The sequence below is a fragment of the Robbsia andropogonis genome (assembly GCF_034047095.1).
Taxonomy (GTDB): Bacteria; Pseudomonadota; Gammaproteobacteria; order Burkholderiales; family Burkholderiaceae; genus Robbsia; species Robbsia andropogonis.
This window is the reverse complement of record NZ_CP139169.1, coordinates 166002-186698: the sequence shown is the minus strand read 5'-3', so window position 1 is coordinate 186698 and position 20697 is coordinate 166002. Positions and strand designations below refer to the sequence as shown.

General features: G+C 55.2%; 18 protein-coding genes, 2 pseudogenes and 1 other annotated feature. Of the genes and pseudogenes, 6 read left to right on the top strand and 14 right to left on the bottom strand.

Annotation, left to right across the window (positions count from 1 at the left end):
* Positions 1–63 precede the first annotated feature (63 nt).
* The 6 genes from SJQ66_RS13560 to SJQ66_RS13535 all read right to left on the bottom strand — a co-directional run bounded on the left by SJQ66_RS13560 (position 64) and on the right by SJQ66_RS13535 (position 6026).
* Positions 64–1458, bottom strand: a complete 1395-nt coding sequence (locus SJQ66_RS13560) for an NAD-dependent succinate-semialdehyde dehydrogenase (RefSeq protein ID WP_320534454.1) — start codon at positions 1456–1458, stop codon at positions 64–66.
* A gap of 72 nt (positions 1459–1530) precedes the next feature.
* The gene (locus tag SJQ66_RS13555; protein ID WP_320534453.1) at positions 1531–1833 is read right to left on the bottom strand and encodes a putative quinol monooxygenase; all 303 of its coding nucleotides are present in this window, start codon (positions 1831–1833) and stop codon (positions 1531–1533) included.
* 14 nt (positions 1834–1847) lie between these two features.
* Positions 1848–2903 carry an Ldh family oxidoreductase gene (locus SJQ66_RS13550; protein ID WP_320534452.1) on the bottom strand — a complete coding sequence of 352 codons (1056 nt, stop codon included), beginning with the start codon at positions 2901–2903 and terminating at the stop codon, positions 1848–1850.
* A gap of 150 nt (positions 2904–3053) precedes the next feature.
* Positions 3054–3473: a cupin domain-containing protein gene (locus SJQ66_RS13545; protein WP_320534451.1), complete on the bottom strand. Its 420-nt coding sequence runs from the start codon at positions 3471–3473 to the stop codon at positions 3054–3056.
* 167 nt (positions 3474–3640) lie between these two features.
* Positions 3641–4744, bottom strand: a complete 1104-nt coding sequence (locus tag SJQ66_RS13540) for an MFS transporter (protein WP_320534450.1) — start codon at positions 4742–4744, stop codon at positions 3641–3643.
* A 271-nt stretch (positions 4745–5015) separates the two neighbouring features.
* Entirely contained in the window at positions 5016–6026 is a 1011-nt protein-coding gene (locus tag SJQ66_RS13535; protein ID WP_320534449.1) for a GntR family transcriptional regulator, read from the bottom strand.
* Positions 6027–6218: 192 nt separating this feature from the next.
* On the opposite strand from SJQ66_RS13535, the gene SJQ66_RS13530 reads away from it, so the two are divergent.
* The 4 genes from SJQ66_RS13530 (at position 6219) to SJQ66_RS13515 (ending at position 10681) form a co-directional block, all read left to right on the top strand.
* Positions 6219–7280: a lactonase family protein gene (locus SJQ66_RS13530; protein WP_320534448.1), complete on the top strand. Its 1062-nt coding sequence runs from the start codon at positions 6219–6221 to the stop codon at positions 7278–7280.
* Positions 7281–7953: 673 nt separating this feature from the next.
* The gene (locus SJQ66_RS13525) at positions 7954–9261 is read left to right on the top strand and encodes an MFS transporter (protein WP_320534447.1); all 1308 of its coding nucleotides are present in this window, start codon (positions 7954–7956) and stop codon (positions 9259–9261) included.
* A 237-nt stretch (positions 9262–9498) separates the two neighbouring features.
* On the top strand, positions 9499–9978 hold the full coding sequence (locus SJQ66_RS13520) for a hypothetical protein (RefSeq protein WP_320534446.1): 480 nt from the start codon (positions 9499–9501) through the stop codon (positions 9976–9978).
* A gap of 19 nt (positions 9979–9997) precedes the next feature.
* The gene (locus SJQ66_RS13515) at positions 9998–10681 is read left to right on the top strand and encodes an integrase core domain-containing protein (protein ID WP_320534445.1); all 684 of its coding nucleotides are present in this window, start codon (positions 9998–10000) and stop codon (positions 10679–10681) included.
* On the opposite strand, the gene SJQ66_RS13510 is transcribed toward SJQ66_RS13515, so the two are convergent.
* Positions 10668–11522, bottom strand: coding sequence for a nucleotidyl transferase AbiEii/AbiGii toxin family protein (locus SJQ66_RS13510; protein WP_320534444.1), 855 nt, complete (start codon positions 11520–11522; stop codon positions 10668–10670). The two genes, SJQ66_RS13515 and SJQ66_RS13510, sit on opposite strands and share 14 nt — an antisense overlap.
* Positions 11519–12631, bottom strand: a complete 1113-nt coding sequence (locus SJQ66_RS13505) for a type IV toxin-antitoxin system AbiEi family antitoxin (RefSeq protein ID WP_320534443.1) — start codon at positions 12629–12631, stop codon at positions 11519–11521. The genes SJQ66_RS13510 and SJQ66_RS13505 overlap by 4 nt, the downstream gene beginning before the upstream one ends.
* Positions 12632–13254: 623 nt before the next feature.
* Here SJQ66_RS13505 and SJQ66_RS13500 point away from each other — a divergent pair.
* Positions 13255–13635: a hypothetical protein gene (locus tag SJQ66_RS13500; protein ID WP_320534442.1), complete on the top strand. Its 381-nt coding sequence runs from the start codon at positions 13255–13257 to the stop codon at positions 13633–13635.
* A 30-nt stretch (positions 13636–13665) separates the two neighbouring features.
* Here the strand turns inward: SJQ66_RS13500 and SJQ66_RS13495 are convergent.
* The 3 genes and pseudogenes from SJQ66_RS13495 to SJQ66_RS13490 all read right to left on the bottom strand — a co-directional run bounded on the left by SJQ66_RS13495 (position 13666) and on the right by SJQ66_RS13490 (position 16259).
* A protein-coding gene (locus SJQ66_RS13495; protein ID WP_320534441.1) for an IS3 family transposase occupies positions 13666–15032 on the bottom strand; the annotation gives its coding sequence in 2 pieces (ribosomal slippage) (positions 13666–14555 and positions 14555–15032; 1368 coding nt in all).
* A gap of 69 nt (positions 15033–15101) precedes the next feature.
* Positions 15102–15368 (bottom strand): annotated as a pseudogene (locus tag SJQ66_RS29895) (IS6 family transposase); the annotation flags it as partial.
* Between the two features lie 84 nt (positions 15369–15452).
* The gene (locus SJQ66_RS13490; RefSeq protein WP_320534440.1) at positions 15453–16259 is read right to left on the bottom strand and encodes a TetR/AcrR family transcriptional regulator; all 807 of its coding nucleotides are present in this window, start codon (positions 16257–16259) and stop codon (positions 15453–15455) included.
* A 164-nt stretch (positions 16260–16423) separates the two neighbouring features.
* Between SJQ66_RS13490 and SJQ66_RS29710 the strand changes: the two genes are divergently transcribed.
* Positions 16424–16717 (top strand): DDE-type integrase/transposase/recombinase, encoded by a 294-nt coding sequence (locus SJQ66_RS29710; RefSeq protein WP_407691512.1) that lies wholly within the window; start codon positions 16424–16426, stop codon positions 16715–16717.
* 43 nt (positions 16718–16760) lie between these two features.
* On the opposite strand, the gene SJQ66_RS13485 is transcribed toward SJQ66_RS29710, so the two are convergent.
* The 3 genes and pseudogenes from SJQ66_RS13485 to SJQ66_RS13475 form a co-directional block, all read right to left on the bottom strand.
* A complete protein-coding gene (locus tag SJQ66_RS13485) occupies positions 16761–18227 on the bottom strand; it encodes an efflux transporter outer membrane subunit (protein WP_320534439.1) in 1467 nt (488 codons plus the stop codon).
* Positions 18228–18293: 66 nt separating this feature from the next.
* Positions 18294–19394: pseudogene (locus SJQ66_RS13480) on the bottom strand (efflux RND transporter permease subunit); the annotation flags it as partial.
* 33 nt (positions 19395–19427) lie between these two features.
* Positions 19428–20662 (bottom strand): IS3 family transposase gene (locus tag SJQ66_RS13475; protein ID WP_320534438.1). Its coding sequence is split into 2 segments (ribosomal slippage): positions 19428–20374 and positions 20374–20662, totalling 1236 coding nucleotides; the frame shifts between segments, so codons are not numbered across the junction.
* Positions 20268–20384, bottom strand: a sequence feature (AL1L pseudoknot). Its footprint overlaps the gene before it by 117 nt.
* Positions 20663–20697 lie beyond the last annotated feature (35 nt).

The window sequence follows — 20697 nt, the reverse complement described above, 5'->3', positions numbered from 1 at the left end:
TCCGGAAGTTGCCTGCAGAGGACCGCCTAGGTCCCCCGCAGCTTTCACATACTTCGAAACTACTTACGCCTTTTGTTCGACCGTCCAGTAGGTACGCGCGTTCGTGAATTCGCGAATGCCTGCTGCCGCCAACTCACGGCCATAGCCGGACTTCTTCGTGCCGCCGAAAGGGATGCGTGCGTCGGACGCCGTCACCGCGTTCACGAATGCCGCACCCGTTGTTACACGACGGGCCACGGCGAGAGCACGGTCCTTCGACTTCGACCACACGCTAATCGAGAGACCAAACTGGGTAGCATTAGCCAAGCGAATCGCATCTTCGTCGCTTTTCGCGACAGCAATCGCGGCGAGCGGGCCGAACGTCTCCTCGTCGAAAGCAACCATGCCCGGGCCGGTCGAACCGAGGACGGTCGGCTGGTAGTAGTAGCCAGGGCCGTCCACTGTCTTGCCGCCAGCGAGGAGCTTCGCACCTGCTTCGACTGATTGCTTGACCTGTCGGTCAAGCGCGTCACGTAGGTCTGCGCGAGCGAGCGGACCGACTTGTGTACTAGGCTCACGCGGGTCGCCGACGACCAGTGCCTTGGTCAGTGCGACGAATTGCTCAGTGAATGCTTGGGAAATAGACTCGGATACGATAAACCGCTTCGCACAAACGCAGCTTTGGCCAGCGTTGTGGAAGCGCGCCTTGACAGCGGCAGCGACGGCAGTAGACAGGTCTGCGTCGTCGAGAACAACGAAAGCGTCGGAACCACCGAGTTCGAGGACGGACTTCTTCGAAGCACGACCGGCTGCGGCGCCCACTGCTGCGCCCGCGCGATTCGAACCAGTCAGAGTTGTCGCAGCAATACGGTCGTCGGCGATGAGACGTTCGATGACGTTCGGGACTTCCGGCTCGGCTACAACCAGCGTCGTCACGAGATTTTCCGGAAGACCGGCGTCCTTGAAGAGTTGCTCCAGCGCGAGCGCACTTCCCGTCACATTAGGCGAGTGCTTGAGCAGCACACCATTGCCAGCCGTGAGTGACGGGATAGCAAAGCGCATCACTTGCCACACTGGGAAATTCCACGGCATCACGGCGAGGACGAGGCCGATGGGTTCATAGGCAACCCATGCGTCGACACCTTCAATCGAGGCCTTCTCGTCGCCGAGAATCCGCTCAGCATTGTCGGCGTAGTAGAGAGCTGTGACCGCAGACTTTTCCATTTCACCGGCAGCTTCTGCGGTGACCTTGCCCATCTCGGAGGTCACAAGCGCAGCGAATGAGTTCGCCTGCTTACGGAGCTCTTCGGCAAGCTTTCTGACCGCTGCAACACGCTCTTGGAGCGGACGCACACCCCACGCCTTTGCGGCCGCATAACCCTTGCTGACAGCGCTCTCGACTTCAGTATCTGTCATCGATGCATAGGTCTTGAGTTGTTCGCCGTTGATTGGGCAAATGGTGGCAATCTGGTTGGTCATGGCAATCACTTAAACGTTACTAAGGTGTTGGAAGTAAGTCATTCACTGCGGTGTGAACGACCACTCGGGAACTCACGCGTGATGCATGAGTTGCTTCGAAATGGTATTCACCTGGCTGCCCGGGACTACGCATTCGCCAGCGGCCTTACGCCATTCAGCGAAGTGCGGGGCGGCGCGATGTGCGTCTATTGCCGCTTCGTCTTCGTACAATTCGTAGAAGTGGAAGTGCAGCGGGTCCTTCTTGTCTTGCACGACATCGAAATACTTGCATCCAGCTTCATCGCTGAACGTCCGGATTGCGTTTTCCTTGATTGCGGCAAGGAACTGGTCGAGTTTGTCTTCGTGCACCAGCAACGAAACATGCAAAGCGAGCATCGTTTAGGTCCTAGTTAGGGGGCGATATTTTCGGGGAGGGAGACGCCGGACTCAGTAGCCAGCCTCTGCATGCTGTGCCACGTGTTGTCTGCGAGCGTGATACCGGACTTGCGCAGACGAGCGGTGCTTCGGTCTTCAATTTCGCCAGGGAAGAAGATTTCGTCGACACCATGGGCAGTCGGCACCGATTTGACGTCGTCGATAAGTTCATTCATGCGCTGTTCAAATTCAGCTGCCGGCATCATCGACTTCACGTCGATAGTGAGCAGCATGTGGCCAGCGCCCGAGACCTTGTCCGCCTCGTACGGCCCGACCACTTTTGAACCGAAGTGACTTCCGGTCAGCACACCGGCGAGCACATCCATCATGAAAGAGATGATGTAACCCTTATGGCCGGCCATCGGAAAAATAATCCCGTGAATGGCTTTGGCTGAATCGGTCGTCGGAACGCCGTTTTCGTCGCCTGCCCAACCTTCAGGGATGGGTTGGCCACGCTCAGCGGCCAGATAAATCTTGCCGCGCGCCACGGCCGTATTAGCGATATCCAGAACCGCCACACCGCGTTCGCCACAGGGCGCAGCAATCGACCAGGGATTGGTGCCCACAGCTTTCTCGCGCCCACCCCACGGCGCCATCGCAGGACTTGCGTTAGTCGCCAGGATGGCAACACAACCTTGCTCGGCCGCTTTACGCGTGAAATATGCCGCGGTACCGAAGTGATTCGAGTTCCGCACGCCAATCGCGCTAACACCGAATTCGCGTGCACGAGCAACGCCCAGGTCAACTGCTTTTGCAGTCAGAACTTGTCCGATACCGTGGTGCCCGTCTATCACAGCAATCGCACCGCTATCGAGGACCAGTTCTGGCTTCGTTTGCGCGGACATTACGCCCGTACGCAAGCGGTCGACATACCATGGCAGACGAAGCATCCCATGCGAGGAATGGCCCCATAGTTCTGCTACGACCAGGCTATCGGCCAGTAGATGTGCATCGGCGGCGGGGACGCCCAAAGATTCGAGAACGGCTTCGCCGAATCGGCTCAGCCCTTCCGCCTGAACAAGGTATGGCATGAAATCTCCCGGTCAAACAGAAACTTGTTTAAAGCTGCCTCGTGCTATTTGAGCTCGCAGTGCTAACTCGACACTCTTGTGGCACGACTTGGCAAAGAAAAAGGCTGCGGGTGGTGCGAATGACTCGCGGCACCAGCCCCGCGCGTGGACTCACTGCTTAACGTGTTCCGCCGAGACCGGCGCTGTTGCGCCCGTTTCAGTCAGTGTCCGGGTGGCTTCCGGATTGGCATAAATCCAGAGGATTTTCATGCCCTCGGTCTTCGACAGATTACGGAAGCGGTGATTGACGTTCGGCGGAATGAACGTGACGTCGTGCGGTTTCAGTTCGTATTCCAGACCGTCGATATCCAGAATCGCGTTGCCCTCCATCAGCACAACACGTTCCTGCACATTGTGACTATGAAAAGGAATTTCGACACCCGGGCCGAATGACGTGTAACCGGTGATAAAGCTCGCTGTGCCGACTTCGCGATTTACCAGCGGTGTCGTGCGCGCACCACCACCACGCTCATATGTCGTGAGATTTTCGGGTTGGAGAAGTGCTGCACCAGAGGGAGTACGCGGAATCATAGGGGATGCCTCCAAAGTTTTCTTAATGGCGCTTCAGCCATCAGTGGGAACCATTCGAGCTTGCGACCGACGCCGCCCTGAGCAACAGGTGATGGCCTTCCCAAGCACATCATGGAATCAGTATAGCGTTTTATGACCACAGAATGCAATATAGTCTCGCGTTTTCCCTAGGTACGAAAGCAGCCTGTATGCAGCGGTTCAATGGGCCGGTGGGTCATCGTCAAGATGATCGCCGCTCCGATGAGCAGCAGTCCGCCAGCAATACCGAACGCCCAGTTGTAGCCGCCTGTGCGTTCAATTACGTAGCCAGTCGCAATTGGGGCCAAAAGACCAAACGCATTTCCGCCGATGACAACAAGTGCCATGGCCTTTCCCACGTCACTGGCGCTGGGAACGAGGTCATTAAGAAGAGCGAAATTGCGTGAAGTCGTAGAGGCTATGCCGGTGAAGGCGAGCGCGAAAACAACCAGTAACAGCGGGAGGTCCTCAATGAACGGAAGCAAGAGGATGACCGAGCCAACAACCATCGCTAGCGCGACAGCGTTTCGTCGCTTCCCGGGAGCTCCACCGCCTTGTTTGACGTAAATATCACCCAGCTTTCTGGCAGCAATGCAGAGGACAACTGGGACTGCATAGGGTATTGCCGCGAACATTCCGGTGGTCATAACCGAGAGATGTCGGCTTGTCTGCAGATAACTTGGCAACCATGTGAGCAGGAGATACTGGGTGTAAACACTGCAGCCCTGGGTGAGAGCGAGGCCCCATACGGTCCGACTTTGCAGCAGGGCAAACGTGCCTTGCGGCTCAGCCGGTTCAGTTTCCTTCTGAGTGGATTTGGCAGGTTCTCGACCCTGATTGATTAGCGCTCGTTCCTGCGAGCTAAGCCACGAGACATTTTCCGGGTCGCCGAAGAAAACGAGCCAAACGACGGGCCAGAGAACACCAAATCCGCCCGCGATGAAGAAGGAGGCTCGCCAGCCGAAGATGCCGACGAGGTACGCCAAGACGACTGAGCAGATTGCAGGGCCGGCGTAGGAACCGCTATTGAAGAGCGTCGTTACAAAACCACGGTCTGATGAGGGAATCCATTGCCGAATGACTTTAGCTCCGACTGGATTGCTGCAGGACTCGGCGCCACCCATCGCCAACCGTGAGACAAGCAGCGACCCGAAGGTGGAGGCCATCCCAGTAAATACAGTAGCCGCAGACCAAATGAATATCCCGACCGCAGCGATTTTCTTTGTGCCGAAACGGTCCAGCACAATCCCCATAGGCATCAGACAAATAAAGTAGCCCCCAGATGAACGACGAGAACAGATGCCCCATCTCGACGGTTGACAGTCCGAACTCGGATGTTATCGATGACGCGGCTATCGAAAGCGCGATGCGGTCCATGTAATTGACCATCACAAGCGAGAAGAGAAAAACTGCAATCCAGCCACGGCGATACGACATTTCAACGTCTCTCTAGCCTTTTATAGCGTTTTGTGACAACAAAACTCACTCAAAGTTAAAAAAAAGGGGCGAATACGCCCCGTTCTTCTACACCTGCTCTGCGTCAGTCATGAACATCTCAACAGACCTTGCCTTCGCTCGCCGCGCCCCTTCGATATGTTCGCGCAAAAGGCTTGCCGCTTTGAGCAAATCCTGCGCGCCAATGGCGTCGAGGATGGCAAGGTGCTCGGTTGCCTGCTGCTGGCGAGGCTTCCGAGCTTTGGCCTGCCGATACTCGACCAGTCGTCGCAGTCGGTCCGTCCGTCGCACCGATTGCATTATGAAACGATTGCCGGACCACTTTGCAATCGTTTCGTGGAATTCACTATTTGCCTCGAAAAGCTCAATCGAGGTCATCGTGAGGTATCCACCATCGACGATGTACTGCTGTCGCCGTCGAAGTTGAGCTAATTCGACGCCGTTGCATTTAAACGAGGGCGCGAGCACGCCGACGGGCTCAATCGCAGCCCGAAAAAAGTAGCTCTCTTCGTAAGCCTCAACCGAGTCAATCATTGGAAGAAACTGCCAACCATGCCCGACCTGACGCTCGAGCCATCCCTCCTCCTGCATAAGGGACAAGACCTTCCGAAGTACGCTTCGAGCTACGCCAAATTGGCGCATCAAATCAGCCTCCGACACAACATCAGGAAGGCGCCGGGCAAGCCGGTCTTCCGCAATCTGCAGGTAAAGCGGCTCGTCGGGCTCTTCAAAGAATTGCCTGGCGATTTCGTTTAGCTCGCGTGCAGGCTTAGCAAGAAAGTACCCCCGGTTGTGGTCATGGACCACAACGCCGATTTCCGCGAGATATCTCAGCGCGAAATTTACGGGAGTACGCGATGTGCCGATGCGCTCGGCGAGCACGGACTCAGCCAGGCGTTCGCCCTCGGCCATGTCGTCTCGACGCGCGAGGGAGATGATTTCCCGCGTCACGCGGGTTTGCAGCGGAGTAAGTGACATCGTTCTCGACGGGCTGGCTGCGGCGGCTGTAATTGCCTCGATAGGGGCTGCAAGTGCACTTTCGAGCCCCCTAGGGTCCATCGCTAATTTTGCCACATCCATAGCTGTATCCCTTTCTCGTTGCGCATCCTCAGGGTAAACGTTCACCAGAAAACCTCCAAATGGACCTTTACCTAAAGATTTTTATAATAATAAAATGCACTTCATTGAAAAACAACGTTGCGCGGGTTCGTAATCCCTGACGTTGTGAGTTGCAGGACTTTGTCCACCACGGGGATTTTTGCGAGAGGAAGCATGCCTCAGAAATTTGCTTACATTGGTTGCCGAACAACTCGCGAGCGCAACGCCCGCGGGAAAGGCATCGCGCTCTATCTAATTGACCCATACACTGCGGCATGGAGTTTCGTTGATGTCTTTCCGACCGTCGATAACCCGTCGTTCCTGACACTGAATCACGCGCAGACCTTCCTGTACGCAGTGCATGGAGATGGCGAACAGGCAAGCAGTTTCCGAGTCGATGCCGAATCAGGGCACCTTACTCACATCAACACAGTCGCGTGCAACGGCAAGAATCCCGTGCACCTCGCGTTTTCGAAAGATGAGAAGTGGCTCAATATCGCCAACTACGCCACTGGAAATGTGACCAGACTTCCTGTCGAAGCAGACGGTAGCCTCGGCACATCGAACGATGTCGTGACCTTCACGGGCATACCGGGTCCTCACACAAAGGACCAAAAGGGCTCCCATCCTCATCACATCTCGCGCTACAAAACCACCTTTGCCAATACCGACTGGCACATTGTTCCAGACAAGGGCATCGACTCAGTGTCGGCGGTGCGCTGGCGCGCGAATCATACTTGCGAGGTCGTAACGCGGCACTGGGAGGCAGGCTCGGGCCCCCGTCACGCGGCCTACCACCCGGCACTGCCTTTGGTTTATGTCGCCAATGAGTTGAATTCCACTATGACTGTGTGGAGCTTCGATGTCGATACCGGAAAGCTTGCCGCCCTCGATACTGTCTCCGTATTGCCCCCCGACTTCGACGGTGAGTCAAGCGCCGCGGGAATCGTAATTACGGCGAACGCCGAGCAGCTGTTTGTCTCAAATCGTGGCAGCAACACTGTCGCCACTATTGCGCTCGACGGCGCCGGAATGCCACGGCATATAGGTTGGACGGATTGCTACGGGGATTTCCCGCGTTTTATCTGTCTAGACCCTGAGAACAAGCACCTCTTCGTGGCCAACGAGCGCACGGACACGCTCATCGAATACGACGTGACTTCCGACGGCCTAAAACCAACGGGCCAAGTCATCAGAACAGGCAGCCCGGTTTGCATCATCTTCAGCGAACGATAGTTCAACGAGCGTAGTTTGGCGCGCCGTCTAGGCGAGCGCCGTCTGGCCTCAACAACCAGTAGTTACACCTTCCTCCTCTGGAGGATGTCGCGCGCGAACCAACTCGCGTATCCCCGTTTGTACGACCAAGCATGATTAGGCTGCCATGCGTCGTAGCACCGCAATAGCCCCTCCTCAGATAGCCCCGTAGTTGCTTGCCGAATCTGGCCCTAGTCTGCCGCGCAGACTAACTCGCACCCGTGTCTACGCGCGCTACAGATTAGGTGTTTTCACTGAGAAACGCACCCCGTTGTTGCATGCCTCTCTTTTTGAGTTATATGATCATAAAACGCACTTTAGGTGTCAGTAATGCTCGCCAACCGCACTGGAGAAAAAACGGTGGTTCAGAGACGATTTGGTGCGGCAGAACAGCTCGCAAGGCTCAGACTGCAGCCCTAATCGGCCGAGCACGCTGTCTTAGAAAATGCGGAGAAGCTCCGGTACTTTTGCCCTGCGGGTCGAACCGGTTGGGGTACGTCAAATTTTTAATTGCATTTGTAACACACAAAACGCTTTTTACGGATTTTGACCGGCACAGCAATTCGACGGACTCCGCTGTGATTGCCCGCCACATTCAACGGATTCACAGAAACACACGGGTGCCCAGACAGGCACTTTGATTTCGGAGACAACTATGTCGTATCGTCGAGGCTGGATTGCAGTCTTCTTGTTTTCCCTTGCAATGATTAACTATATGGACCGCATCGCGCTGTCGATTGCAGCCAAGCCGATTGCGGCGGAATTCAAGCTCTCTGGCGTAGGGATGGGATATCTTTTCTCATCGTTCATATGGAGCTATGCCCTCTTCCTCATTCCGATGGGCATCCTCATCGACCGCTTCGGCGCCAAGCGCATGGCAGGTGTGGGCATCTTCATTTGGTCGGCAGCAACAGCGCTTACGGGCGCCGCGGGTAACTTTACGAGCTTGCTGCTAGCCCGTCTCGTCATGGGGGGCGGGGAATCGGTCAGCAATCCAGTTGGCGCCAAGGTCATCCGCCAGTGGATTCCGGCCTCAGAACGCGGCATGGTCACGTCGATGTTCAATAGTGGCTCGTACGCAGGTCCGGCGATTTGCTCGGTATTCTTGGGTGCCCTCGTTGCCGTATATGGATGGCGTTTCTCCTTCGTGGTCGCCGGCGGCGTCGGATTCGTCTGGCTGGCAGCATGGCTCATTTTCTTTAACTCGCCAGATAAAGCAAAGTGGTTGCCTGATGCCGAGTGCGAGAAGATTCTGCGCGAGCGCGATTCTAAGCCGGCCGCACGCAGCTCCGCGGAAAGCGTAGATTCCAACCCGACGGCGTCGGGTTTGCTGCCGCTGTTGCGCTCTCCGACGCTTTGGGGCTTGGCGTTGACACAGGGTTGCAACGTATACACCCAGTATCTTTTTCTGACCTGGCTGCCTAGCTACCTCCAGGCAAGCCGCCACATGAGCATCTCGAAGACCGGCGTGTTCGCTGCCGTCCCCTACGCAGCCGCGGTCATTCTTTGTATCGCTGTCGGCCGTGTAAGTGACCACTATTTGAAGCGCAGCGGTGTTGGCACCGGACGTCGTCGAAATGCAGTTGCGCTCGCGATGCTCACTGGCGCGGCCATCCTCGCAGTCCCCTTCACGACCGACCTCGGATTACTGTTACTCGTGTTCTCGATAACGCTTACGGGTATCGCGTCAACGACATCGCTGAACTTCGCCCTTTTGAACGACTTGCTTCCAGGCTCGAAGGATGTGGCGAAAGCGATGGCGTTTGTGGTTGTAGGCGGCAACATCTTCGGCATGATTGCCCCAATTGCAACCGGTTACGTAATTGACGCTACAGGTAGTTACGATTACGCATTCGTCATCGCCGGCGCTCTGTTGGTTATCGGTGCAGTAGTTGTACTGACCATGACTCGTCGGCCCATTGTGTCTGAATCAAAATCACAACAGGTTCGAGCAGCGGCATAACCGCGGCCTAAGCGCTCCGTTGCCAATGGGCATGTGCGCGTAGGCGCACTGATACCTCAATAGGGGCTGCGTGGCCCGAAGCCCGATGAGGCGCGTATTGAAGCGCGTCAGCTCGCTCAAGTAACCCGTGAACGTGACCGCTTACAAGAACGCTTGGACAAATCCTTGCTGGTGATCGATGTCCAAAAAACTGGCTGCCTTGCTGGGAACTCCGATCGAAGACAACGAGAAACCGTAATGGCAGCGGTGGCAAAACTCACACCGGTGCTTGGCGTGGCCGCAGCATGCCGATTATTGAATGTGCCACGCTGCGCTCCAGCGTGGGAGCGGGCACGTACGCGCCGCCGTCTCTTCGTTGGCCCGATGCCGCGCGGTGCCGCACGCGGCTCACCTCCCTTGGCGCTTAGCCCAGGCGAACGCGATGCATTGCGTGACATGCTCAACAGCGAACGCTTTGTCGACACTGCCCCGGCGGCAATCTATGCCACGCTTCTCGATGAAGGGCGTTACCTCGGCTCAGCACGTACGATGTACCGCCTTCTTACTGTCGACTGCGCCTCGCGCGAGCGCCGCCAGCAACGTGTACATCCTGTCTACGCCAAGCCGGAGTTGCTTGCTACTGCGCCGAACCAAGTATGGTCTTGGGACATCACGAAGTTGAAAGGGCCTGTTAAATGTAGCCATTTTCCACTTATACGTCATCGTCGACATCTTTAGTCGACACGTAGTCGGCTGGATGATCGCACATCGCGAGAGCGCTCAGTTTGCCGAACAGTTGATCGCCGAGAGCGTGTCGCGCTATGAAATCACGCTGGGCACGTTGACGCTGCACGCCGATCGCGGTACGAGTATGCGATCAAAGGCCGTCGCCGAATTGCTATCGGATTTGACGATCATTCGTAGCCACAGTCGCCCACACGTGTCTGATGATAATCCCTTCTCTGAAGCACAATTCAAGACATTGAAGTACCGACCGGACTTCCCCGAGCGCTTCGGCTGCATCGAAGACGCCCGCGCGCACTGCCAAGGCTTCTTCACGTGGTACGACACAGTGCACCGTCATTCTGGCATCGGCTACATGACGCCGCAAAGCGTTCATAGCGGCTTCGCACCCGGCTTGCGTATCGCCAGGCAGGCGAGCCTCGATATTGCATTCGCCGCAAACCCACACCGCTTCAAGAGCCGACGTCCGCAGCCCCGGAATTGCCTACGGCGGCTTGGATCAATCCGCCACCAAAGCAGGAGTCGTCGACGTCGATATTACCCAGCTTCACACAGTAAATTTATGATCCCCGGTGTCGCAAAGTCATTGACACGTTCCGAGGCGCTAATCGGCGCGTGCGGTCGGTCACGCTGCGTCCATTGCACGTTAGGCGCTGTTAAGGAAGAACCTCCCTCTCCTCGTATCAGTTGCTACTAGCAATGACCTCGGCGTAGCCCTCTATAAAATAGCCTAGATAGTTGGCCACCTTCGGTCGCTCCTGTGCGTGTACCGATGCCATCATTTGCGAGAGGAGTTTTTCCCGCGGCGCTTCGAAGAGAATAGAATGCAAATGCATGCGGGCGGCATCTTTAGCAAGGCGTGCAACATCTTGGCCGAGCAGCGTCGCGCCGGCGGCATCGGGATCGTGATTTTGTGCTGCCAGTACAGCATATGCCTCATCCGAGAAGAGCCGCTCCTCATTCCCAGCGCGGGCATAATTTTGAAGTACGTAAGCGAAATCCGAGGCGTCCTTCGGCTCACGATCTCCGCGGTCCAACCACGCGATCAGTTTCGTTAGCACGAGCCCAGGAATCGAGCAAATCGGAATGGTCACGTTCTCGTCAACTGCAAACTGGATTGCATGTTCTAGTGCCTCCGTGTACCCAGCAACGGTCATGATGATCGACTGATCTGGCGGCCATGCCACGGTCCCATCAGGCGCTTCTACGTTGCCACATGGAACGAGATCAACGCAGAGTTCGTCACCTATGCCTGCATCAAAGTAAAAACGATGTGCAATCCTCTGATGGCGTCTGAAGGCACCACTTTGCGTCAGTTGGCCGAGCACCATTTGGAAATGTGTCCAGTCCTGAACGGCAATCCCAAAATCGATGTCCAGACTCAGCCGCCGGATCGGAAAACCGTGGAGATGATGAAAGAGGATATCGCGTGCCGTCGCCCCGATCAGAAAATACGGGACATGCACTTTCGTGCAGAACCGATCGATGGTCAGCAGTAAAGCCTTGATCGGTTCAGAAAGCGCATGCTTCTTCTTCATAGGCTCTCCAGCACGAGAGAACGCAACTGGCGTGCGACCGCCAGATTTCGCGGCTCGCGGGTGTCCATCAAATCGGCATAGACGAGTAGCAAGGGGACGATTCCGTCCTCGGGACCCTGGCGCTCCGGATCCCAGAAACTGTCCAATATCGTAATGTCGCCGACCGAATCGGCGCGAAGCCGCCCCGCTTTTATAACGTGTGCTAACGCCGTACTGCGGTTCTCTGGCGTAACGTAAAGCGTCTGCGTTTCTGGCCGCAAGTCCTTGGTCAGCAGCGCTGCAGCGACCTCTCCGCTCCACCAGGTCCGTGTTTCCGCTTCGGTACTTGAGGATCGCGTCGGTGTCATATTGCGCCACCACTCAGGGTCCGCGGCGCTGAAACGTCGCGCATTGAGCTTGGGTCGCAAACGTAGCGGATACAGGGACACCCACTCATCAACGACACTTTCGACGTTGAGCAAAACGCGTTTTCTACCCTCAACGCCCGTGGCAAGGTATCCGCGTTGTTCGAGATCGTGTAAGGCTGGCCCCACTGCCCCATTGGCGACGCCTGCCATCGTCGCGAGGTCGCGCTGTGACAGTGATCGCGCTTCTCGGTTGATCAATAAGGTAAAGAGGACCCGCAGCCCCGTAGGGGTAACCGACGCTCGACCGACCGCCGCTTCAGGGATTGGTAAGATAGCGTCGTTATCCGCCGAACGGCCGATCACGATGAAGTGGTAGTTCCAGCCTCGTAGGTGCAGATTGCCAGTTAGATCGATGAATTGCACGCCGGCACGCACGCAGACTTCGGCCATGCCGCGGCTTAGATGAGGAACAACCAACAAGCCATTATCCAAGCTTCCGAGCTGAGCAATGACGCGTTCCAGGTCCAGCGTACGCGCCACGCGTGATTTTACTTCGACCGCATAGCGCTGCTCCTGACCATCGATTCGAATCGATATCTCCCCGTCTAGACAGCCCGCGCCTCGCTGCAGCGCTTGGGGCACCACAGACAGATTCGCGCTGCTCAATACGCCAGAAGCATCAAGCGCCGCGCCCAAGCGTTGCAGCACGTCCGATTCAAATTCAAATGTCTGTGCCGTTGAGCGGCCCCCAAATAACGACATCGCTTAGCTCCTGGCCTGTTGACGTCTACATGCACAGTATGCGCAAGAGTTGTCCAATTTTTATTCTTGTCCTGGTTTTATGGACAATTTTTTAAATTGGACTAAGAGGATCTTAATCTAGTCGTGGCTAGTTGTCCAATTTTATTGGGCGTCCAGTTTTCTCGGGCATTTCTGATAAATGGACGATAGAACCGAAACTGACAGTTTGCCTGAGCTTGGAAACCGATTGTCAAGGCATACACGATTACGACACGGATGCAACTAACAGAAGTTATATCAAAGCGTTTTCATCACACGACATCCCAACTTCCTCTCACCAAAGCTACCCAAAACACGGGGCAATGAAAGAGCCCTTGGAACCTATCTCCAATCAACAATGCCCCGAAGTCTAATAAAGTGGTCCGTTCGACAGCTTCGACTCTGATGAAATCAGGAATATGCGAAAGATAGCCGCCCTGAAAACAAAAAACCCTGCCTTAGGCAGGGTTTTAGAGAATTTGGGTGGCCCCGCAGAACGGGGCCAAATACAAACCTAGCGTCATCACCAATATGGAAGTTGGCAGAGGAAGACTTAGGGCAGTGGGAGTATTATATGCGCCTCCCATTGCTAGGGCAATGCACGTATGGACTGGGACGATCTAGAGCTGTGTTTTTCGCCCGCGCGCTTGAGCCGGTACAAAACCGCTTATAAAGTCGATGTCGACAAGGCAATACTAGCCTATCCGCACAATTTGCAGCTCGCGGAATCTTTGCTGCCATGCCTCAAGGTTCTCGAAATAAGCCTACGCAACAATGTGCATGCGCGCTTGAAAACAAAATACGGCGCCGATGCATGGTGGTCAACGGAAGAATGGCTTCGCGACGGGTCGTTCACATTTCAAAATTCCGAAATTGCTGCGGCGAAGGCGGCATTAGCACGCCGCATCGAGGTCCAAAGCCCGGACAAAATCGTAGCCGAACTCAGCTTCGGCTTTTGGACATTCCTTGAATCGTCCCGGGTATGAACTGACCCCCGAAAGTTGGACAGTGTAAAGTCAGCAGGCTCCCGCCCGCATCCGATAGCCAACAGGACTTAATCCACCCAGCTTGGACTTGATGCGTTGCCGGTTGTAATAGTCAATATACTCTTTCAAACCCGCGCGTAACGCATTGATGTCTGCGAACTCGTTCAGATGGAAGTACTCCGCCTTTAACGTGCCGAAGAAACTTTCCATTACCGCATTGTCGAAGCAATTTCCTTTTCGCGACATGCTTTGCGTGATACCCCGCCGTGCCAACTCAGCTTGGTACAGGGGCATTCGATAATGCCACCCCTGGTCCGAATGCAGAAGTGGCTTGGCCGTCTTCCCGCGTGCTTTCACTGTCTTTTTAAGCATCTCCATGACCATTGAGAAGTCCGGCCGAATGCTCGACTCATAGGCCACAATCTCACCATTGTAGAGGTCCAGGACTGGGGAGAGGTACAACTTTTTACCCCCAACGCTGAACTCGGTCACGTCCGTGACCCATTTCTCATTGGGTCGTGTCGCTGTGAAGTCGCGATTGAGAACGTTTGGTGCAGCTTTGCCGTATTCGCCTTTATACGACCGATATCTCTTCTTCCGTATCCTTGACTTCATTGCCAGCTCGTTCATAAGCCGCTGCACTTTCTTATGATTAACGGCCTCGCCATCATTGCGGATAGCCAGAGTAACGCGCCGATAACCATACAGGCCGCGATGCGCGGAATAGACCGATTGAATCTTTTCCTTAAGGTCATGATTCCGGTCAGGCGACTTCGCCACATTAAGTTGATAGTAAAACGTGCTGCGAGCCAATTCCGCAGCCCTGAGCAGCGGTGCCAAACAAAACTCATGCCTTAATTCATGCACTATCTTGGCTTTTTCTGCTGCGCCAATTTCTTCGCAAGAACCAAGGCATTGAATTTTTCTAGGTACGCCACCTCCGCGCGCAGACGCTCGTTCTCACTAAGCAGGTACGCGGTGTCGTCAGGCACCGTGGCTCCGGGGGACTGACTTGGGGCTGGCTTTTTTGATGGCACGAGAACGTCCTGAAACCTGGGGGGTATCGCATTTGTTACAGAACCGAGTTTTCCCTGCGCTTGTTGTTGATGCCACGTTGTGATGCTATTCGGATTTGCAATATTGTAAATAGATGCCAGTTCCAGATAGGAGAGATTTTCGGCGGCGGCACGATGCAGCACCTCAAGCTTGAGTTCTGGCGTGTAGATGCCGCGTTGCCGCACCAGACCAGCTCGTCCGTGATGCTCATACGCACCCACCCATCGTCGCACCATGCTCTCTGAAATGCCAAAACGCTTTCCGAGCAGCTTGTATCCGCCTTTCCTAGCAAGGTACGCCCGGACAACCTTCATTTTAAAATCTAAATCGAACGTCCTCATCACACCCCGAGATTGGCGTCCAACTTTCGGGGGTCAGTTCAAATTCGGGGCGATTCAAACTGTACAGCGGAGATATTTCCAGACGCCATGGACTTTACTGTACGTCTCGTACCTAAGCCGCCTGCCACCGACCGGCCGTTTGTGTTTGCGAGCCATTTTTTCGGACCGCGGCAAGAAACGGAGCGCCCATCGGTTGATCGGTGGACGGCCGACCGACACGCCACTCTTCACCATAATCTCCTCGATGTGTCTGTAGCTCATTAAGTATGCAGTCTACCAACGAGCGCACACCACGATTACATCACTGGGAAAGTCCATCCCTTTGAGGTTGGGCATGTCGGCTCTGCCTAGCTTCAGGCACAGCAGCTTACTTGATTGTGCAAGCGACAGCGGGAAGCCCGCGTCAACTATCAGCTGCTTTCAGTGCCGACTTACCAGCCCATTAAGCATAAGATCCAGGTGTGCCTCTATCAATGATTCTTTCTTAAGGTGACGGCGGCCAGTGACATTTATATGCAGTATCATTAAATTTAAAATGGAACTCATAACGACCTCGGGAGTGCCGGAAGCCGGACTATCTCGAAACTGACCTTTTTCGACTCCTTCTTTCAATAATTTTCCTATTGCACCTGCAAGGGGCTCAACGAACTCGTCATAGTGACGGTCAACAATCTCTGGAAGACGTATGCCCTCAGTCAAAGACAAGCGCAGCATCTGCTGAATTTTTTTGTCCTTGGAGATTTTTTCAAAGGCTAACAAAAGCAATTGGCGCAGGCGCTCGGCACAGGTGCCTTTGAATGATTCTGACATGCTCAACACATCGCGGTATGGCTTGGAGTGGTAATGAGCCATCGCTTCAAATAGGGCCTCTTTAGTCGGGAAGTACAGGTAAATTGTGCCCTTACTGATGCCCAACCGACGTGCAATATCATCCAGCCTCGCGGCCGCGTAGCCCTTACTAGCGAACTCTTCAAACGCAGCTTCCATAATTTCCTGTGGGCGCTGCGCTTTTTGCTGAGCACGCGTCAACTTATTTAACATTTGGGACAGATCCTTAGATTGGCAGTGGCTGGGGTTCGATTTTATCCCGTCTGACCGGGCCACAGTTCTGCACTGTTGAGTGCTAGTCTTGTCTTTAAACAGCCTGACGAAAGGCACCGTAAAGTTCGCGGGGACCTCGGTTAAGCTAGCGAGATGAATTTCTCGCCCATCGACCACGATCGCCATTTCCCGCTTCTCATCATCTGCCTAGCCGGGAGCTGGTACTTTCGCTGCTCGCTGAGGTTTCGCGCCATCGGAGAATTGTTGCTTGAGCGCAGCATCTTTGTGAGCTACGAATCGACCGGACGATGGTTCGATAAATTCGGTAGTCACTTTAGACCCCGGAGCGTATAACCAGGATCTGGCACCTGGACGAGATGTTCGTGCGCTTGCGCAGTGAACCTTACAGGCTCTGGCACACCGTCAACCAGTACTGGTGCAATCTCGACATCCCTTTTCTCCAAAAGCAACGCGGTACCACCGCGATTCAGCGATTCTTTAAAAGGATATTACGCCATCAACCCGAACCACTTGTCCTCGTTACCGATCAGCTTCTCAGTTACTCGACAGCCAAAGCCTACATGGCTGGCCCTCGCAAGACGCAGTACCTCTTCTGCAGGCATAGGGCCGTCGCCATCCACTAGCGCCTTCTGGAGGTTGCAGGTGTCGGTAATAATCAGCGCATTCCTATTGTTTTAACTCTACGGCTTCACGCTCCCATCCACCGCCGAGAGCCTTGTAAAGGGTAATAAGACTATTTTGCTGCGAAAGCCTGCTCTGAATTAGAGATTGTTGCGCGGTGAATAACGTTCGCTGCGCATCCAGTACGTTCAGATAGTCGATTGCGCCGTTGGTATGCTGAATCTGAACGAAGTCAAATGCTGCCTGAGCGGCCTGGACATTCTTCTGTTGCGCCTGGATCTCATCATCCACAACGTTGCGTTCTGCAAGCGCATCCGAGACTTCACGGAACGCGGTCTGAATAGCTTTCTCATATTCTGCCACCGCGATATCACGTTCAACTTTGGATGTCGCTAATTGGGCCTTCAGCCGCCCCCCGCTGAAAATAGGAACATTAACCTGCGGTGCGAAGATCCAACTGCGCCCGCCCGCGCCAAAAAGTTCCCCTAAAGCGTTGCTCGCGCGCCCCGTAGAGGTTGTCAGGCTAATACTGGGGAAGAGCGCCGCACGTGCTGCCCCTATATCAGCATTAGCGGCGAGCAGACTGTGTTCCGTTGAAACGATGTCAGGGCGTTGTTGTAACAAATCAGAAGGAAGTCCTGCAGATAAAGGCTTGTTGCTAATCATATCGGCTAATGACCCTGTTGAAGGCAACAGGCTCTCGGGTAAAGGTGTGCCTATCAGTAAAGCCAGCGCATTGCTGTCTGACATCACCTGCTTATCGACAAGGAATGACTGGTAACGAGCACTTTCCAGTGCACTTTCAGCCTGATGCATCGGCAGTTCAGAGGATTTACCGAAGCTACTCAAGCTCTGCTGCAATTCATATGCTGCTTGGCGACTGCGCAATGTATCCCGTGCCAGATGCTGGAGATCCTTATCGGCTGCCAGTGACAAATAGCTTTCCGCCACTTCGGCGATCAGGCTTATCTGCGTAGCTTGTCGCGACCAGGCGGTCGACAGGTATTCCTGCTCAGCCTCCTCCTTCAGACTACGGATGCGCCCGAAAAGATCGAGCTCATAGGCGCTGATACCGACATCAAGACTGTAAGCGCGGGTCACGCCCCCAATACCGATGTAGGAGACCGAAGCTGGCGTTCGCTGGGCTTGTTCTGCTCCCGCTACTCCTACCTGAGGCATCAGCGCCGCGCGCTGAATCCGGTACTGTGCCTGGGCCTTCTCTATATTCAAAACCGCAATTTTCAAATCACGGTTGTTATCCAGAGCTAACTGCACGACCTGCCGTAGCTTGGGATCTACGAATAGCATTTGCCAAGTTATCGCCGCGACGGACGTTTCTGATACGTCCGTTGTAGTCCTGACAGGCCATGCAGCCGGCACCGGTGCGACGGGGCGATGATACTCCGGCGCTAACGTGCAACCTGCTAAAGAGTAGGCAAACACTAACGCTGCGACCGGCGTCAGAGCACGAAGATATAAGCGCAGGGTTCGGGGGAAAATAAAATAACTCATGCCTTAGCTACCTGATTCAATGTAAAAAGGGGCTTTTTTTCGAGCTGGCATGCATCAGCGAATGTGTCATTCTGTTTTTTCCTGTTGAGGGATTTTGAACCAGGTGACGTAGAGCGCGGGAAGAAATAACAGTGTCAGGACGGTCCCAATAATGATGCCACCCATCATGGCATACGCCATCGGCCCCCAGAATATTTCCTGCGCAATAGGGATCAGCGCAAGCGTGGCGGCGGCGGCCGTTAACATGATAGGGCGCATGCGATGTTCGGTTGCCTGTATAACGGCCTGCCAGGGCGATACTCCCTCGCTCCTCAACGTGTCGATGTGCACGACAAGGATTACCGAGTTGCGGATCAGAATGCCGACCAGCGCTAGCACCCCCAAAATCGCCACGAAACCCAGCGGAGCGTGACTGAGCAGCAATGCAGCGACCACGCCTATTAACGCCAGCGGTGCGACGGAAAAGACCAAAAACAGCCGATGGAAACTTTGCAACTGAATCATCAAAATGGTGGCAATAACAAACAGCATGACGGGCACCACTTGCGCTATCGGTGCCTGCGCCTTGGCGCTCTCCTCGACCGCACCGCCCGTCTCGACAGAATATCCCTGAGGTAGGCCCTGCCGGAACGCCTCTACTTTGGGCGCAAGGCGTTGCACAATAGTGGCCGGTTGAATGTCACCGGTCACGCCCGCTTTCAGCGTAATAGTGGCCGCGCGGTCACGCCGCCAGATGGTCGGTTGCTCAAGCTGATAGCTAAAGGTGGCAACAGAGGATAAAGGTATCTGCTGACCGTTGGCGCCATCAAGCTGTAGATCCCGCAACGCATCGACGGAGCCACGGTCTTTTGCTTGCCCACGCCACAATACATTTATCAGATAGATATCGTCACGAACCTGCGTGATCGCTTCACCACCTGCCAGGGCGTTCATTGCTTGAGCGATAGCCTGCGATGAGACACCCATCTGGCGTGCCTTATCCTGCAGGACGTTGACCTTGACCACCCGGGCAGGCTCATTCCAGTCAAAGGCAAGGTTGTTCAGCGCAGGATCCTGTCTCAGGATTGCGGCGAGCTTGTGTGCTTCGCTGCGTACCTCTTGAATATCCGGTCCAGACACCCTGTACTGCACCGGCTTACCGACTGGCGGGCCGATGTCCAGGAATTTGAATCGCCCCGGCTATCGAGGAGGCGGGTTGGGTTAAGTTAAAACAGCTTCCTGGGACTCGTGGGCGATTTTACGCCAGTAATTTGCTTCAGCTTCTGCCGGTGGGATGTACCCGATGGGTTCGAGCAATCGAATATGGTTGAACCAGTGTACCCATTGCAGCGTAGCCAGCTCTAGCGATTCCCTCGTTTTCCACGGCGCTCGACGGTGAATCAGTTCCGTTTTGTACAAGCCGTTGATGGTCTCAGCGAGCGCATTATCGTAACTGTCGCCGCGACTGCCAACCGACGGTTCAATGCCGGCCTCAGCGAGTCGCTCGGTGTATCGAATGGATACGTATTGCGACCCCCTATCCGAATGATGTACGAGAGCATCCGACGCAGCAGGCTGACGGTCATATAACGCTTGTTCCAAGGCATCAAGAACGAAGTCCGTGCGCATCGTGCGGCTCAATCGCCAACCGACAATGCGCCGCGCGAAGACATCAATGACGAACGCGACATACACCCATCCTTGCCAGGTCGAGACATAGGTAAAGTCCGACACCCATAGCTGGTTCGGGCGCTGCGCTCTGAACACGCGTTGAACCCGATCAAACGGGCATGGCGCGGATGTGTCCGGCGTCGTGGTGCGCACAGTCTTGCCGCGTCGCGCGCCTTGCAAACCTCGACGCCTCATCAGCCGTTCGACCGTACAGCGCGCCACACGGATGCCCTCGCGGTTCAGCTGCTTCCAGACCTTGTCGGCACCATAAACCTGCCAATTCGCGTTCCAGACGCGCTCAATCTCCGTCATCAGCACGTCGTCGCGCTGAGCCCGCTCACACCGCAGCGCCGGGTTGCGCTGCCGAGCCGCATGGCGTCTGTAGCAAGACGGGGCAATCTGCAAGACTTTGCAAATGGGCTCGACCCCGTATGCATCGCGATGGCGGTCGATATACGCCTTCACGACTTCAAGCGGCGGTCGAGCTCCGCCTGCGCGAAAAACGCGCTGGCCGTCTTTAAAATATCGTTGGCGCGGCGCAGTTCCTTGACCTCGCGCTCCAGCTCCTTCATACGCTCCCGTTCGTCGCTGGACAGGCCTTCGCGCTGTCCCTTGTCGACCTCGTCGCGCTTCACCCAATCCAACAGCGTCTGCGGCACACAGCCTATCTTCGGCGCGATGGACTCGACCGCCGCCCACAACGACGGATACTCGCTGCGGTGCTCTTGCACCATGCGCACGGCACGCTCGCGCATCTCTGGGGAAAATTTGTTTGTCTTGGTCATGGCACTATTCTCTCAAGAATTGGTGCCTCCTCAAA

Excerpts from the sequence above, each read along its gene's own strand:
- SJQ66_RS13500 (WP_320534442.1), top strand. The coding sequence starts at position 13,255 with ATGGACTGGGACGATCTAGAGCTGTGTTTTTCGCCCGCGCGCTTGAGC.
- SJQ66_RS13550 (WP_320534452.1), bottom strand. The coding sequence starts at position 2,903 with ATGCCATACCTTGTTCAGGCGGAAGGGCTGAGCCGATTCGGCGAAGCC.
- SJQ66_RS13515 (WP_320534445.1), top strand. The coding sequence starts at position 9,998 with ATGATCGCACATCGCGAGAGCGCTCAGTTTGCCGAACAGTTGATCGCC.
- SJQ66_RS13535 (WP_320534449.1), bottom strand. The coding sequence starts at position 6,026 with ATGGATGTGGCAAAATTAGCGATGGACCCTAGGGGGCTCGAAAGTGCA.
- SJQ66_RS13520 (WP_320534446.1), top strand. The coding sequence starts at position 9,499 with ATGGCAGCGGTGGCAAAACTCACACCGGTGCTTGGCGTGGCCGCAGCA.
- SJQ66_RS13540 (WP_320534450.1), bottom strand. The coding sequence starts at position 4,744 with ATGGGGATTGTGCTGGACCGTTTCGGCACAAAGAAAATCGCTGCGGTC.
- SJQ66_RS13545 (WP_320534451.1), bottom strand. The coding sequence starts at position 3,473 with ATGATTCCGCGTACTCCCTCTGGTGCAGCACTTCTCCAACCCGAAAAT.
- SJQ66_RS13490 (WP_320534440.1), bottom strand. The coding sequence starts at position 16,259 with ATGGCGATCGTGGTCGATGGGCGAGAAATTCATCTCGCTAGCTTAACC.
- SJQ66_RS13525 (WP_320534447.1), top strand. The coding sequence starts at position 7,954 with ATGTCGTATCGTCGAGGCTGGATTGCAGTCTTCTTGTTTTCCCTTGCA.
- SJQ66_RS13530 (WP_320534448.1), top strand. The coding sequence starts at position 6,219 with ATGCCTCAGAAATTTGCTTACATTGGTTGCCGAACAACTCGCGAGCGC.
- SJQ66_RS13485 (WP_320534439.1), bottom strand. The coding sequence starts at position 18,227 with ATGAGTTATTTTATTTTCCCCCGAACCCTGCGCTTATATCTTCGTGCT.
- SJQ66_RS13555 (WP_320534453.1), bottom strand. The coding sequence starts at position 1,833 with ATGCTCGCTTTGCATGTTTCGTTGCTGGTGCACGAAGACAAACTCGAC.
- SJQ66_RS13560 (WP_320534454.1), bottom strand. The coding sequence starts at position 1,458 with ATGACCAACCAGATTGCCACCATTTGCCCAATCAACGGCGAACAACTC.
- SJQ66_RS13505 (WP_320534443.1), bottom strand. The coding sequence starts at position 12,631 with ATGTCGTTATTTGGGGGCCGCTCAACGGCACAGACATTTGAATTTGAA.
- SJQ66_RS13510 (WP_320534444.1), bottom strand. The coding sequence starts at position 11,522 with ATGAAGAAGAAGCATGCGCTTTCTGAACCGATCAAGGCTTTACTGCTG.